The following is a 14,174-nucleotide window of genomic DNA, read 5'->3' as shown; positions in this document are numbered from 1 at the left end:
GAGTGAGCTGCACATGTCGATCGGATGAAGTGGACACGAGACCGTAGACCCGCCGGGCGGGTTGCGGCCGGGACAGGCGGGTAGTTCCAGGGAATGACGAGGTCGCGGAGTTGGGGACTGGTACTGCTCACCACCGCCGTCGCGCTGACCGGGTGCACCGGGGAGGAGGGCTCCCTGCCGGAGCCAGGCTCGACCTCCACCGAGGCCCCGCCGGTGGACGTGGCCGAGACCGGCGGCTACGCGGAGCTGGTCGACCGGGTCGGGCCGAGCGTGGTGACCGTGCTGACCGACGGTGGGCTCGGCAGCGGGGTGGTGCTGCGCGAGGACGTCGTGGTGACCAACGCCCACGTCGTCGGCGAGCAGCGCGAGGTCACCATCGCCTACGCCGACGCCACCCGCTCGGCCGGCGAGGTGCTCGCCACCGATCCGGTGACCGACCTCGCCGTGATCCGCACCGAGCGCACCGGCCTGCCGGTGCCGGAGTACCGCGAGGAGCTGCCAAGGCCGGGGGAGGTCGCGGTGGCCATCGGCAGCCCGCTCGGCTTCGAGAACTCGGTGACCGCGGGCATCATCTCGGGCCTGCACCGGGAGATCCCCGGCTCGGCGACCAGGACGCGGTCCCTTGTGGACCTCATCCAGACGGACGCCTCGATCTCGCCCGGCAACTCCGGCGGCGCGCTGCTCGACTCGTCCGGCCGCGTGGTCGGCGTGAACGAGGCGTACATCCCGCCGTCCGCCGGCGCGGTCTCGCTCGGCTTCGCCATCCCGTCGGCCACCGTCGTCGACGTCGCCGAGCAACTGCTGGCGGACGGCGAGGCCACGCACTCCTACCTCGGGGTGTCGCTCGGCCGCCTGACGCCGGCGATCCAGGAGCAACTCGGGGTGGCCGTCGACCACGGCGCCCTGGTCCTCGACATCGACCGCGACGGCCCGGCCGCCGAGGCGGGCGTGCGGCAGGGCGACGTCGTCGTCGAGTTCGCCGACCAGGAGATCCGCAGCGTCGAGGACCTGCTCGCCGCGCTGCGCGACACCGAACCCGACCAGCGCACCACCGCCGTCGTCGCCCGCGGCGACACCCGCGAGGACCTGACCATCACCATCGGCGCCCGCTGAACCGCGATGAAGGGGGCCGTCATCGCGTTCGCAGGTCGCGGCGGCGGTAGGCCTGGATGCCGAGGTGGGTGAGGGCGGCGGCGATGGCGACCATGGTGAGCGCGGCCGGCCAGTTCGGCGGGGCGGCCGGTACCGGGGCGAGGTGGGCGTACGGGGTGAGCGGTGCGAGCGGGGGCACGGCCGCGTGCAGCAGGAACCCGCCCGCGGCGGGCAGCGCGCCGACCGCCAGCACGGCCCGCGGCAGCCAGCCGTGCGCGAGGGCCGCGGCGCCCAGGGACAGCAACGCCACCGGCGCGGTCGTCAGCGTGCCGGCGAGCGCCGCGCCGAGTCGGAGCCCGGAACCGGCCGCGTACGCCACCCCCGCGACCGCGAGCAGCACGAGGAGCGCCGCCGCCGTCACCGCGACCTCGGTACCCAGGTGACGTGCCCGGGACACCGGCAGCGCGAGCAGCGGCGTGGTCCGCCGGGCGGCCTCGTCGGCGGTGAGCGCGGCGATCCGGCTCGCCGCGAACACCCCGGCCGGGATCGACACCACGCCGAACATCGCGGCCGCGAAGCCCTCGGGGGTGCCGAGGGCGGTGAACCCGGCCCCGGCCGCGAGGTCGGCGAGCCGGCGGTTCTCGTCGAGGAACCGCACGATCTCGCCCACCAACGAGCCCACGAACAGCAGGAACCCGGCCACGCCGACGGTCCAGCCCAGCGTCGGCCCGATCGCCCGGCGCACCGCGAACCCGCCGACCGACCCGAGCAGCGCGAACCTCGGCCGCCGGCGCACCCGGTGCCGAACCCGCCCCTGCCCGAGATCACGCCCGCGCGCCGCCAGCAGCGCGACGCAGGCGAACCCGACGGCCAGCGCCGCGAGCACGAGCAGCGGCCCCATCCGGTTCCCCGCGAACGGCACCGACCGGCCGGCCAGCCCGAACGGGGTGACCCAGCCGAGCGGCTCGGTCCGCTCACCCAGCATCCTGGCCAGCAACGCCACCCCGAGCACGGCGGCCGCGAACCCGCTCGCCCCACCCCGGGACGGCATCACCTGCCCGGCGAGCACCCCGACCCCCGCGAACACGAGCCCGGTGCCCGCGACGCCGGCACCGTGCACCACCGCACCCGCCGCGCCGGCTCCGCCCGCCACCAGGCCCGCGGACACCGCGACCCCCGCGACCACGACGCCGGCCGACACCGCCGCGAGCGCCCGCACCGCGAGGCCGGTCGGGGTGAGCCGCCCGGCCAGCAGCTGCTCCGCGCGGCCGGCGTCCTCCTCGCCCCTGGTCAGCCGCGTCGCGGTGAGCATCGCCCATGCCGACACCAGCACCGCCACCGCCGTGCCGGTGCGCCACACGGTGAACCCGCCCGGGTCGTCCAGCGCGAGCGGCGGTCCGAAGAGGACCCGGATCGCCGGGTTCTCCGCGAGCGCGCGCAGGCTCGACCCGTCCAGGGCTCCGATCGTCGTCCGGTAGGTGGCGGCCACCAGCGCGGACATTCCACCGGCGGCGACGGCGACGACCAGCGCGCCCCGGTAGCTGAGCCGCAGCGCGAGCGCGGTCACCGGCCGGAGCCGTAGTAGGAGAGGAAGATCTCCGCCAGGGACGGCTCCCGCATCACCACCGCCGTGGGGTCCGCTGTGGACAGTGCATTCAGCGCCGGCCCCGGGGGCCCGGACAGCGTGAACCGCACCCGGTTCCGGTCCAGCGACTCCACCGCCAGCACCCCTGGAACGTCCACAAGCGACGGAACATCGTCCCGAAAGGACGCCTCGACGACCGTCTGTCGCAGCCGCCGCAGCTCGGCGACCCCGGCGATCTCCACCAGCCGTCCGGCCCGCAGGATCCCGACCCGGTCGCACACCGCCTCCACCTCGGCGAGCTGGTGCGAGCTGAGGAACACCGCCTGGCCGCGGTCCCTCGCCTCGGTCACGCAGGCCCGGAACTCCCGCTCCATCAACGGATCCAGCCCGCTGGTCGGCTCGTCGAGCACGAGCAGCGGCGCCCGGGTGGCGAACGCGGCGACCAGCGACACCTTCTGCCGGTTCCCGGTCGAGTAGGTGCGTGCCGGCCGGTTCACGTCCAGTTCGAACCGGCGGACCAGCTCGTTCCGGTAGCCGCGGTCGGTGCCCGGCCCGACCTCGGCGAGCAGCTCCAGGACCTCCGCCCCGGTCAGCGTCGGCCACAGCGCGACGTCGGCCGGCACGTAGGCCAGGTGCCGGTGCGCCCGCCGCACGTCGCCCGCCGGGTCGCCGAAGATCAGCGCCGCCCCGGCGGACGGCCGGACCAGCCCGAGCAGCATCCGGATGGTGGTCGACTTGCCGGCGCCGTTCGGCCCGAGGAACCCGAACACCTCACCCGGCTCGACGGTCAGCGACAGGCCGTCGACGGCGAGCACGCGGCCGAACCGCTTGCCCAGTCCGTCGGCCCGGATCGCGGGAGTGGACACGGGCATACCTCCGCCAGGTCAGGGAACATCCACCGCCGACCAGGCTTCCCGGCACACCGACGAGAAGCGTAGCCCTGCCGGTTTGCCTACCGGCCGGTCCATACGGCATCTTTGCGCGCGGCGCGCCGGACCGTCTGGTCGGCACGGTCGTCGACGTGGGCAGGGGTGGAACGTGGCGCTGGTTCTCGCTTTCGGGATCGTGCTGCTGATCAGCGTGTCCTTCTCGGGCGTGGCCGCCAGGACGGTCCTGTCCACCGCGCTGCTGTTCCTGGTCGCCGGCGCGCTGATCGGCGACGGCGGGTTCGGGCTGGTCGACATCCCGCACGACGGACCGTTCGTCACCATGCTCGCCGACGTCGCGCTGTTCACCGTGCTGTTCACCGACGGGCAGCGGGTGGGGCTGCCGGCGCTGCGGAAGACGTGGCGCCCCTCCGGCCGGGCGCTCGGGCTCGCCATGCCCCTGACCATGCTCGGCATCGCGGTACCAGCGCACTTTCTCGCCGGGCTGGACTGGCCGACCGCGTTCCTGGTCGGCGCGATCCTCTCGCCGACCGACCCGGTGTTCGCCGCGGCCATCGTCGGCCGCGACGACGTGCCGCTGCGCCTGCGCCGGCTGCTCAACGTCGAGTCCGGGCTGAACGACGGGCTGGCGTTGCCGTTCGTGCTGGTCTTCCTGGCCGTCGCGACGCACGAGGACCCGCACCTGGCCACCATCGGCACCGAGCTGCTGCTCGGGCTCGTGCTCGGCGTCGCGGTCCCGGCGGTCGTCGCACTGGCCTGGCGGCTGCCGGTGCTGACCGCCGAGCCGCGGCTGCAGGCGCTCGGGCCGCTGGCCATCGGCGTGATCCTCTACGCCGCCTGCGACCTCACCCACGCAAACCCGTACCTGGCCGCGTTCGCCGCCGGTTCCACGATCGCCACCATCGACCCGGTCGTCGCCGAGCGGTTCGAACACCTCGGCGACCTGCTCGCGGAGACGACGAAGTTCGCCGCGCTGCTCGTGTTCGGCGCGCTGATCACCCCCGACCGGATCGCCGACCTCACCCTGGGCGACTGGGCGGTCGCGGTCGTCGCGATCCTGCTGGTGCGACCCGCGGCGATGCTGCTGTCGCTGTGGCGTACCCGGCTCTCCGGGCGGGAGCGCTCGGTCGCCGCGTGGTTCGGCCCGAAGGGCTTCGCGTCGGTGGTGTACGTCCTGCTGGTCGTGCAGGCCGGCGTCCCGTCCGGCGACCACGTCTTCGACCTGGTGGCGATCACGATCGCGTTGTCGATCGTGCTGCACTCGTCCACCGACGTGCCGATCGCGAAGGCACTGCGGGTGGAGCCGCCGGACAACCTGCCCGCCGGCGGCCCGCAACGCGAGGAGGATCACTCCTCCGAGTGATGGCCGACCGGCGTGGCGGGCGAGGTTGCCGGTCACCGGCAACGAACCGGGCCCGCTGGTTGGCCGCCTCGCGCGTTGGCGCCGATCAGGACACGGCGAACAATCGGAGCGCGGAAGTGCTCGCCGTCGGCGACGGGAGATGTCATGCGCGCTGCCGACGTCGCGGAAGCACTGCCCACCGCGCGGATGGACGACGGCGTCCTGCCCGCCGTGCGGATGGTCGCGCGGCACCGCGTGCCCGGGCTGGCGGTCGCCGACGAGCACGGGCACGTCGTCACGTGCGTGTCGTCGGTCGACCTGCTCCGGCTGGTGCTACCGAGACACTTGTGGGACGAACCGTGCCTGGCCAGGGTGTTCGACGAGGCGCACGCCGACCGGGTAGCCGGAAGGCTGGTCGGCGTGCGGATCAGGGACGTGGTCGCCGAGGTCGCGGGCAGGGTTCCGGTGGTCCGACCGGAGGCCACCGTCGTCGAGTTGGTGGAGCTGATGACCCGATCGGGTTGTCCGCTGGCGCTGGTCGGCGAGGCCGGTGGCCGTCCAACGGGCATCGTGACCGCCAACCGCCTGCTCGACCTGATGGCGGCCGAAGTGGAGAACGCGGGGGAGGAGGGGCCCTGATGACCGCGCCGATGACCGCGCCGATGACCGCGCCGATGACCGTTGCCGCGCCGGCAGCGCCGAAAGGTGGTCCCATGCTGTCCATGGAGTCCGGGAAGGGCGTCGGCGAGGACGGCGCGGTTGGCGGCGTGGAGAGCGGCGTGGACGACTTCGCGGGGCTCGCCGCGAAGGCCAGCGCCGATGCCGGTGGCGTGCCGGCCACGTTGCTGGACGGCTACCCCAGAACCCTCGTCGAGGTGAGCGTGAGCGGCCGGCGGCCGAACTCGGACGAGCTGCGCAGGTGGCGGGAGGTCGGTGCCGCCGCGGCCGAGAGCGGCGTGCCGATGCGCGGTCTGATCAACCTGTACCTGAGCGCGACCTCGCTGGCCTGGCCCCAGCTCCCCGGGGTGCGGCAGCAGGGGAGCGCCGAGCTGCTGCGCCCGGCCGGTGCGGCGATCCTGCGCGCCGTCGACGCGGCCGTCATGACCCTGACCGAGGGCTACGAGGAGGTACAGCGGTGGGCCGTGCGCCGGGAGGAGTCCCTGCGCCGCGAGTTCATCGACGACCTGCTCGACGGACGCGGCATCGGCGGGCTCGCCGAGCGCGCCGAGCGGTACGGCCTCCAACTGGCCGCCACCCACGTCGTCGCCGCGGCCCGCGCCCCGGAGGCGTTCGTGGACGGCGGCTCGGCGGCCCGGCAGGTGGAGACCGGGCTGCGGTTCCGCTGCGGCCCGAGGAACGTGCTGGTCAGCACGAAGGACGGGCTGCTGATCTGCCTCGCCCCGCACCGCCTGGAGCAGGTGGCCGACGAGTTCGTCCGCCAGCTCACCGGCGTGCTCGGCGAGGCCGTGCCGTGGCGGGTGGGCATCGGCGGCCCCCAGTCCGGGCCTGGCGGCGTGGTCCGCTCGTTCGAGCAGGCCCGCAACGCGCTCGACACCGGCGAGCGGCTCGACCTGCCGGAGCGGGTGCTCCGCGCCCGTGACCTGCTCGTGTACCAGGTGCTCGGCCGGGACAGCGCCGCGCTGGCCGAGCTGGTGTCCGAGGTGCTCGAACCGCTGCGCGCGACCCGGCTCGGCCCGGAACCGCTGCTGGAGACGCTGTCGGCGTACTTCGCCGCCGGGCGCGTCGCGACCGTCGCGGCCCAGCGGCTGCACGTGGGCGTCCGGACCGTCACCTACCGCCTGCAGCGGGTCGCCGAGCTCACCGGGTACTCCGTCGACGACCCGGCGCAGGCGTTCACCCTGCAGGTCGCCGTCCTCGGCGCCCGGCTCATCGGCTGGCCGAACCGTGGCGGAGCCGCGTGAGCCGGTCGACGAGAAGCGAGACGACGCGGTGGGTCCTGCGGATGGCGCCGCTGTTCGCCCTGTTCTGGGTGCTCCTGTCCGGGCACTTCACCACCCTGCTCCTGGTGCTCGGCGCGTTGTCGGTGGCGCTGGTCTGCCTGCTGGCCCGGCGAGCCGGCCTCACCGCCAGTGCCGGCGCGTCCATTCCGCACGCGCTGCGGCTGCCCCGCTACCTGCTGTGGATCGGCAAGGAGGTGCTGGTCTCGGCGGTCGCGGTGGTGCGGCGGGTGTGGTCGCCGCGCCCCGACCTGCGGCCCGCGGTGGCGGCCACGCCGGCCGCCGGGATGAGCGAGCTCGCACAGGTGACCTACGCGAACTCCATCACCTACACCCCCGGCACGCTCTCCCTCGACGTCGACGAGGACCAGGTGCACGTGCACAGCCTGGTGCCGGCGGACCTCGAGGCGCTGCGCGCCGGCGCGATGCTGCGCCGGGTACACCGCCTCGACCAGGGCCGGAGGGCCGGCCGATGATCGTCGCGGTCATGGCCGCGCTGCTGGTCACCATGGTTCTCGCGCTGGCCAGGGCGTTCGTCGGCCCCGGTCGCTACAACCGGATCCTGGCGATCAACATGTTCGGCACGAAGACCGTGCTGTTCGTCGCGGTCGCCGGGTTCCTGTTCGGCCGGCCGGAGTTCCTGGACATCGGCATCCTCTACGCGCTGGTCAACTTCGTCGCCGTGGTCGCGGTGCTGCGGCTGACCCACTACGACGACGACCTGGCCGACGATCTGGCCGACGATCTGGCCGACGACCTGGCCGACGAACCCGCGACGGACGGGGAAGACCGAGCATGATCGTCCTCGACATCGCCAGCGTCGTGCTGCTGGCCGCCGGAGCCCTGTTCGTCGTGTCCGGCGGGGTCGGCCTGCTCCGCTTCCCGGACTTCTACACCCGCGTCCACGCCGCCGGCATCACCGACTCCGCCGGTGCCGGGCTGATCCTGCTCGGCCTGCTCCTGCGCACGCCGAGCTGGGAGACCGGGGTACGGCTGCTGGTCATCATGCTGTTCCTCGCGCTCACCGGCCCCACGGCCAGCTACGTGCTGGCGTTCGCCGCGCGCCGCGACGGGGTGCCGATCTGGCGGGAGGGCGACCCGCGCCGATGACTGTCTTCACCCTGATCAACATCTCCCTGCTGGCGATCCTCGTCGCGACGGCACTCACCGTCTCGCGGCTGCGCGCGCTCTACGAGGCGGCCATGCTGTCCGCGCTGTTCAGCCTGGTCACCGCCTGCCTGTTCGTGCTGCTCGACGCGGTGGACGTGGCGTTCACCGAGGCCGCGGTCGGCGTCGGCATCAGCACCGTGCTGCTGCTCGGCGGGCTCGCGCTGACCCGCTCCCGCGAAGCCGTCACGCCCCGCCGGCGCCGGCTGCCCGGCGCGGCCGTGGCGATCCTGGCCGGCGGCACGCTCGTCTACGCGAGTCAGGACCTGCCCGCGTTCGGCTCCGCGGACAGCCCGGTGCAGCGCCACCCGCTCACCGACACCTACCTGCACCAGTCCCAGGAGGACATCGGCATTCCCAACACCGTGACCTCGGTGCTGGCGAGTTACCGCGGCCTGGACACGCTGGGCGAGCTGCTGGTGGTCTTCACCGCCGGGGTCGCCGTGCTGGCGCTGCTCGGCCCGCTCGCGCACCCGGTGGACGCCCGCCGGCGCGACGACCTCGACCTGGTCGACTACCGCGTGCTGCGGGTGATCAGCGCGATGCTCATGCCGTTCATCCTGCTGTTCGCGCTGTACGTGCTGTTCCACGGCGACTTCGGTCCCGGCGGCGGCTTCCAGGCCGGCGTGATCTTCGCGGCCGGGTTCGTGCTGTACGGCCTGGTGTTCGGCCTGGACAAGGCGCAGCAGGTGGTGCCGAGGGTGGTGCTGTGGGCCCTGATCCCGTTCGGGCTCCTGCTCTACCTGGGCGTCGGGGTGGTGAACATGCTGCTCGGCGGCTCGTTCCTGGACTACGACACGCTGAGCTCGGATCCCGCCGCCGGCCAGCACCTGGGCATCCTGCTCGTCGAGTCGGCCATCGGCATCACCGTCGCCGCCGTCATGACCACGGTCTTCTTCAGCTTCGCCAACCGGAGGGCCACGCGGTGATCGGGACCCACTACGTCTACTGGCTGCTGTTCGCCCTGATGATGATCGGGCTCTACGTCGTGATCAGCCACGGCAACCTGCTCAAGAAGCTGATCGGCCTCACCCTGTTCCAAGTCGGGGTGTTCCTCTTCTTCATCAGCATCGGCAAGGTCGACGGGGGCAGCGCGCCCATCGTCTCCGACGACGTCGAGACCTACTCCCACCCGCTGCCGCAGGTGCTGATCCTGACCGCGATCGTGGTCGGCGTCGCGACCCTGGCGGTGGGGCTCGGGCTGGCCGTGCGGATCTTCGAGACCTACGGCACCGTCGAGGAAGAGGACGTGCTCGAACGGGACACGACGCCGTGACCGCACATCTGCCCGCACTGCAGGTGCTGGTCCCGCTGGGCTGCGCGCCCCTGTGCCTGCTGCTGCGCCGCTTCCGCACCGTGACCTGGCTGGTGTTCCTGCTGGCCGCGCTCAGTTCGCTGGCCTGCGCCGTCCTGCTCGCCACCCGGGTCGACGACGGCCCGCTGCACTACGAGATGGGCGGGTGGCCCGCGCCGTACGGCATCGAGTTCGTGGTCGCCGGGTTCAACACCCCGGTGCTGCTGGTGGTGTCGGTCGTCGCCGTCGTCGCCGCGGTCTACGCCAGGCGCAGCGTCGGCGACGAGGTCGACGACCGGCGCGCCCCGCTGGTCTACACCTGCCTGTGCCTGACCCTCACCGGCCTGCTCGGCCTCACGGTCACCGGCGACGTGTTCAACGCGTTCGTCTTCCTGGAGATCAGCTCGCTGTCGACCTACGCGCTGATCGCCATGGGCCGGCGGCGCCGCGCCCTGCTCGCGAGCTTCCGCTACCTGGTGATCGGCACCGTCGGGGCCACGTTCGTGCTGATCGGCATCGGCTTCGCCTACGCGGTCACCGGCACGCTCAACATGGCCGACCTGGCCGACCGGCTCACCGACCTGGACGGCAACCGCGCGCTCTACGCGGCGGTGGTGTTCGTCTTCGTCGGGCTCGCGGTCAAGATGGCCGTCTTCCCGCTGCACGCCTGGCTGCCCGCCGCCTACGGGGAGGCGCCGTCCGCGGTGAGCACGTTCCTGGCCGCGGCCAGCACCAAGGTCGCGATCTACGTGTTCTGCCGGTTCGCGTTCACCGTGTTCGGCGCCGGGCTGGTGTTCACCACGATGCCGGTCGGCGAGGTCGGCCTGCTGCTCGCCGCCCTGGCGATGCTGGTCGGGTCGGCCGCCGCCTGCTTCCAGCGGGACCTGAAGTACCTGCTCGCCTGGTCCAGCGTCGCGCAGATCGGCTACATCGTGGCCGGGATCAGCCTGGCCACCGCCGCCGGGGTGTCCGCGGGCTACCTGCACGTGATCAACCACGCGGTGATCAAGGGCGCGTTGTTCGGCGCGGCCGGGCTGCTGGTGCTGCGGCTCGGCTCGGCCCGGCTGGACGACCTGGCCGGGCTCGGCAGGCGGATGCCGTGGACGTTCGCCGCGATCGTCGTCACCGGGCTCGGGCTGGTCGGCGTGCCGCCGACCGCGGGGTTCGCCAGCAAGTGGGCGCTGGTGTCGGCACTGCTCGACGCCGGCGCGTGGCCGGTGCTGGTCGCGGTGCTGGCCAGCTCGCTGCTCGCCCTGGTCTACGTCGGCCGGATCGTCGAGGCCGCCTGGTTCCGCGACCCACCGGCCGACCTGCCCGCCGACCAGCCGCGGGCACCGGTGTCGATGGTGGCGGCGGTCTGGGCGCTGGTGCTGCTGTCGGTCTACTTCGGGATCGACGCCAGCCTGCCCGGCGGCCTCGCCGACGCCGCCGCGGCGGCCCTGCTCGGGACCGGGGGTGCGTGACGTGGACGTCCTCCTGCCGATCGCCGTGGCGATCCCGCTGCTCACCGTCGGCGCCGTGCTCGCGCTGCGGCGCCACCCGAACGCCCGCGAGACCGCCTCGGTGCTGGGCGGCCTCGCACTGGCCGCGACCGTGCTCGCCCTGTGGCCATCGGCGGGCGAGGACCTGCGGTTCGAGCTGTGGTCGTGGCTGCCCGGGCTCTCGCTGGAGTTCGCCCTCGAGCCGCTCGGCCTGCTGTTCGCCACGGTCGCCGCCGTGCTCTGGCCGGTGACCACCGTGTACGCGGCCGGCTACCTGCGCGCCGAGGGCGAACACGGGCAGACCCGCTTCTTCGCGTTCTTCGCGCTGACCATCGCGGCCGCGATGTGGATCGCGCTGTCGGCGAACCTGATCACGCTGTTCATCGGCTACGAGATCATGACGCTGGCCACCTGGCCGCTGGTCACGCACACCGGCGGGCCGAACGCCCGGCGCGGCGGCCGCACCTACCTCGCGGTGCTGCTCACCACCTCCATCGGGCTGCTGCTCCCGGCGATCGTGTGGACCTGGCTGCTGGCCGGCAGCACCGACTTCCGGCCGGGTGGGCTGCTCGCCGGACAGGCCGGCACGGGCGTGCTGACCGTGCTGTTCGCGCTGTACCTGTTCGGCATCGGCAAGGCGGCGCTGATGCCGGTACACCGCTGGCTGCCGGCGGCGATGGTCGCCCCGACACCGGTGTCGGCGCTGCTGCACGCGGTCGCCGTGGTCAAGGCCGGCGTGTTCACCGTGCTCAAGGTGACCGTGTCGGTGTTCGGGCTCGACACCCTCACCGAGACCGGCGCCGCCGCCCCGATGACCTGGGTCGCGGCGTTCACCCTGCTGGCCGCGGCCGTGGTCGCCATGCGGTCGGACAACCTCAAGCGCAGGCTCGCGTACTCCACGGTCAGCCAGCTCGCCTACATCGTGCTGGCCGCGACCCTCGCCAGGGACGTGGCCGTGGCCGGTGGCGCGCTGCACCTGGTGACGCACGCGTTCGGCAAGATCACCTTGTTCCTCTGCGCCGGCGCCATCGCCGTCACCGCGCACCGGACCCGGGTCAGCGAGCTGGACGGGCTCGGCCGGGCCATGCCGTGGACCTTCGCCGCGTTCCTGGTGGCCTCGGTGTCGATCATCGGCCTGCCCCCGCTCGGCGGCACCTGGAGCAAGTGGCTGCTGCTGCTCGGCGCGGCCGAGGCCGACCAGGTCGTGGCGCTGGTGGTGCTGCTCGTCGGATCGTTGCTGGCGCTCGCGTACCTGCTGCCGATCCCGGGGCGCGCGTTCTTCCGGCCGCCACTGGAGCCGGTGGGGCACGGCGAGGCGCGGCCGGCGCTCGTCGCGCCGCTGATCCTGACCGCCATCGGCTGCGTGGCGCTGTTCTTCGCCGCCGACGCCGTGCTCGCCCCACTCGCCGGAACCCTGGAGCTGCCGTGACCGACGACCGGCGCTGGCTCGACGAGCCACGCAACGTGACCCGCATCCTGTACGTGCTGGCCGCGCTCTGCGCGTTGTCCGCTGTCGCCGACCTCTTCTACACCAAGCACCCGCACTTCACGGTCGAGAGCTGGTTCGCCTTCTACCCGCTCTACGGGTTCCTCGGCAGTGTGTTCCTGGTGCTCGCCGCGAAGCGGCTTCGGCGCTGGCTGCGCCGCGACGAGGACTACTACGACGCGCCGGAGCACCGGGATGACTAATCCCGCCCTGGTCCTGATGCTCGGCGCGGTCGGCGTGCCGCTGCTGCGCGGCTGGCCGCGCCGGGTGCTGCTGGCCGCGTTGCCGATCGCCGCGCTGGTCGTGCTGTGGTTGCTGCCCGAGGGCACCGCGGGGTCGTTCGGGTTCCTCGGCCTGGAGCTCACCCCCCTGCGGGTGGACGCCCTGTCCCGCGTGTTCGCCACCGGGTTCCTCGTCGCCGCGCTGCTGACCTCGGTCTACGCCATGCACCTGCGCGACTCGCTGCAGCAGGCGGTGATCCTGGTCTACGCCGGCACCGCGGTCGGCGGCGCGCTCGCCGGCGACCTGATCACCCTGTTCGTGTTCTGGGAGCTCGCCGGGCTGTCCTCGGCGTTCCTGATCTGGGCCGGCCGCACCGAACGCAGCCACCGGGCCGCGATGCGGTACCTGGTCGCGCAGGTGACCTCCGGCCTGCTGATGCTGGCCGGAATCGTCTGGCGGGTGCACGCCGGCGAGGGAATCGAGTTCGGCTACCTCGGGCTGGACGGCCCCGGCGGCGTGCTGATCCTGCTCGCGATCGGCATCAAGTGCGCGTTCCCGCTGCTGCACGCGTGGCTGACCGACACCTATCCCGAGGCGACGATCGTCGGCACGGTCGCGCTCTCGGCGTTCACCACCAAGTTCGCCGTCTACACGCTCGCCCGCGGCTTCCCCGGCACCGAGGCGCTGGTCTGGATCGGCGCGGCGATGACGGTCTTCCCGATCTTCTACGCGGTGATCGAGAACGACCTGCGGCGCGTGCTCGCCTACAGCATGATCAACCAGTTGGGGTTCATGGTCGCCGGCGTCGGCATCGGCGGCGCGCTCGGCGTCAACGGCGCGAGCGCGCACGCCGTCGCGGACATGGTGTTCAAGGGCCTGCTGATGATGGCCATGGGCGCGGTGCTGCTGCGCACCGGCACGGCGAAGGGCTCCGAGCTCGGCGGGCTGTACAAGTCGATGCCGCAGACGACGGTGCTGTGCATGGTCGGCGCCGCGTCGATCTCGGCGTTCCCGCTGTTCTCCGGGTTCGCCACCAAGTCGATCATCCTGGAGGCCGTCGCGGCCGATCACCGCACCGTGGTCTGGCTGTTGCTGCTGTTCGCCTCCGCCGGCGTGTTCCACCACGCCGGCATCAAGATCCCGTTCTTCGCGTTCTTCGCCCACGACCGGGGTTACCGGGTGGCGGAGGCGCCGCTGAACATGCGGGTGGCGATGGCGCTCGGCGCGCTGGTGTGCGTCGGCATCGGGGTCGCGCCGGACCTGCTGTACGGCATCCTGCCGTACGCGATGGACTACGAGCCGTACACCACCGCGCACGTGGTCAACCAGCTGCAGCTGCTGCTGCTCGCGTCGCTGGCCTTCACCGTGCTGATCCGCACCGGTCTGTACCCGCCGGAGATCCGCTCGGTGAACCTGGACGTCGACGTGCTCTACCGGCGCGCCCTGCCCGCCGGCTGGCACGCGCTGTCCCGCCGGACGTCCCGGCTCGGCGACCGGTTCGGTCCGCCGCTGCGCCGGCGGACGGCACGGTTGTGGGCGGTCGGCACCGCCCCGCTGCGGCCGGAGGGCAGGCTCGCCACGTCCTGGTCGACGCACCTGATGGTGTGGTGGGTCGCGCTGCTGCTCGGCGCGGTGCTCCTGGTGACCCTGCTCCGATGAC

General features: G+C 73.0%; 15 protein-coding genes. 13 read left to right on the top strand and 2 right to left on the bottom strand.

Annotation, left to right across the window (positions count from 1 at the left end; all coding sequences use genetic code 11):
• The first annotated feature begins 93 nt into the window (after positions 1-93).
• On the top strand, positions 94-1,113 hold the full coding sequence (locus tag JT362_RS15135; protein ID WP_260191837.1) for a S1C family serine protease: 1,020 nt from the start codon (positions 94-96) through the stop codon (positions 1,111-1,113).
• A 19-nt stretch (positions 1,114-1,132) separates the two neighbouring features.
• On the opposite strand, the gene JT362_RS15130 is transcribed toward JT362_RS15135, so the two are convergent.
• Positions 1,133-2,659 carry an efflux permease Rv1217c-related protein gene (locus JT362_RS15130; protein WP_260191836.1) on the bottom strand — a complete coding sequence of 509 codons (1,527 nt, stop codon included), beginning with the start codon at positions 2,657-2,659 and terminating at the stop codon, positions 1,133-1,135.
• Positions 2,656-3,549: an ABC transporter ATP-binding protein gene (locus JT362_RS15125; RefSeq protein ID WP_375546499.1), complete on the bottom strand. Its 894-nt coding sequence runs from the start codon at positions 3,547-3,549 to the stop codon at positions 2,656-2,658. The genes JT362_RS15130 and JT362_RS15125 overlap by 4 nt, the downstream gene beginning before the upstream one ends.
• Before the next feature lie 166 nt (positions 3,550-3,715).
• Between JT362_RS15125 and JT362_RS15120 the strand changes: the two genes are divergently transcribed.
• The 12 genes from JT362_RS15120 (at position 3,716) to JT362_RS15065 (ending at position 14,173) form a co-directional block, all read left to right on the top strand.
• Positions 3,716-4,927: a cation:proton antiporter gene (locus JT362_RS15120; protein WP_260191834.1), complete on the top strand. Its 1,212-nt coding sequence runs from the start codon at positions 3,716-3,718 to the stop codon at positions 4,925-4,927.
• 144 nt (positions 4,928-5,071) lie between these two features.
• The gene (locus JT362_RS15115) at positions 5,072-5,545 is read left to right on the top strand and encodes a CBS domain-containing protein (RefSeq protein ID WP_260191833.1); all 474 of its coding nucleotides are present in this window, start codon (positions 5,072-5,074) and stop codon (positions 5,543-5,545) included.
• Positions 5,545-6,828: a PucR family transcriptional regulator gene (locus JT362_RS15110; RefSeq protein WP_260191832.1), complete on the top strand. Its 1,284-nt coding sequence runs from the start codon at positions 5,545-5,547 to the stop codon at positions 6,826-6,828. The genes JT362_RS15115 and JT362_RS15110 overlap by 1 nt, the downstream gene beginning before the upstream one ends.
• Positions 6,825-7,340, top strand: coding sequence for a Na+/H+ antiporter subunit E (locus JT362_RS15105; protein ID WP_260191831.1), 516 nt, complete (start codon positions 6,825-6,827; stop codon positions 7,338-7,340). The genes JT362_RS15110 and JT362_RS15105 overlap by 4 nt, the downstream gene beginning before the upstream one ends.
• Entirely contained in the window at positions 7,337-7,663 is a 327-nt protein-coding gene (locus tag JT362_RS15100) for an MrpF/PhaF family protein (protein WP_260191830.1), read from the top strand. The genes JT362_RS15105 and JT362_RS15100 overlap by 4 nt, the downstream gene beginning before the upstream one ends.
• Positions 7,660-7,974: a monovalent cation/H(+) antiporter subunit G gene (gene mnhG, locus JT362_RS15095; protein ID WP_260191829.1), complete on the top strand. Its 315-nt coding sequence runs from the start codon at positions 7,660-7,662 to the stop codon at positions 7,972-7,974. The genes JT362_RS15100 and mnhG overlap by 4 nt, the downstream gene beginning before the upstream one ends.
• Positions 7,971-8,960, top strand: a complete 990-nt coding sequence (locus JT362_RS15090) for a DUF4040 domain-containing protein (protein ID WP_260191828.1) — start codon at positions 7,971-7,973, stop codon at positions 8,958-8,960. The genes mnhG and JT362_RS15090 overlap by 4 nt, the downstream gene beginning before the upstream one ends.
• On the top strand, positions 8,957-9,307 hold the full coding sequence (locus tag JT362_RS15085) for a cation:proton antiporter subunit C (protein WP_260191827.1): 351 nt from the start codon (positions 8,957-8,959) through the stop codon (positions 9,305-9,307). Before JT362_RS15090 ends, JT362_RS15085 begins: the two co-directional genes overlap by 4 nt.
• The gene (locus JT362_RS15080) at positions 9,304-10,788 is read left to right on the top strand and encodes a monovalent cation/H+ antiporter subunit D family protein (RefSeq protein ID WP_260191826.1); all 1,485 of its coding nucleotides are present in this window, start codon (positions 9,304-9,306) and stop codon (positions 10,786-10,788) included. The genes JT362_RS15085 and JT362_RS15080 overlap by 4 nt, the downstream gene beginning before the upstream one ends.
• A gap of 1 nt (position 10,789) precedes the next feature.
• On the top strand, positions 10,790-12,235 hold the full coding sequence (locus JT362_RS15075; protein ID WP_260191825.1) for a proton-conducting transporter transmembrane domain-containing protein: 1,446 nt from the start codon (positions 10,790-10,792) through the stop codon (positions 12,233-12,235).
• Positions 12,232-12,495: a hypothetical protein gene (locus tag JT362_RS15070; protein ID WP_260191824.1), complete on the top strand. Its 264-nt coding sequence runs from the start codon at positions 12,232-12,234 to the stop codon at positions 12,493-12,495. The genes JT362_RS15075 and JT362_RS15070 overlap by 4 nt, the downstream gene beginning before the upstream one ends.
• Positions 12,488-14,173 (top strand): Na(+)/H(+) antiporter subunit D, encoded by a 1,686-nt coding sequence (locus JT362_RS15065; RefSeq protein ID WP_260191823.1) that lies wholly within the window; start codon positions 12,488-12,490, stop codon positions 14,171-14,173. The genes JT362_RS15070 and JT362_RS15065 overlap by 8 nt, the downstream gene beginning before the upstream one ends.
• The last annotated feature ends 1 nt before the right edge of the window (position 14,174 follow it).

The sequence above is a fragment of the Actinophytocola gossypii genome (assembly GCF_025165815.1).
GTDB classification, from domain to species: Bacteria; Actinomycetota; Actinomycetes; order Mycobacteriales; family Pseudonocardiaceae; genus Actinophytocola; species Actinophytocola gossypii.
Note: the sequence above shows the minus strand (reverse complement) of the source record. Positions and strands in the feature narration are given on the sequence as shown.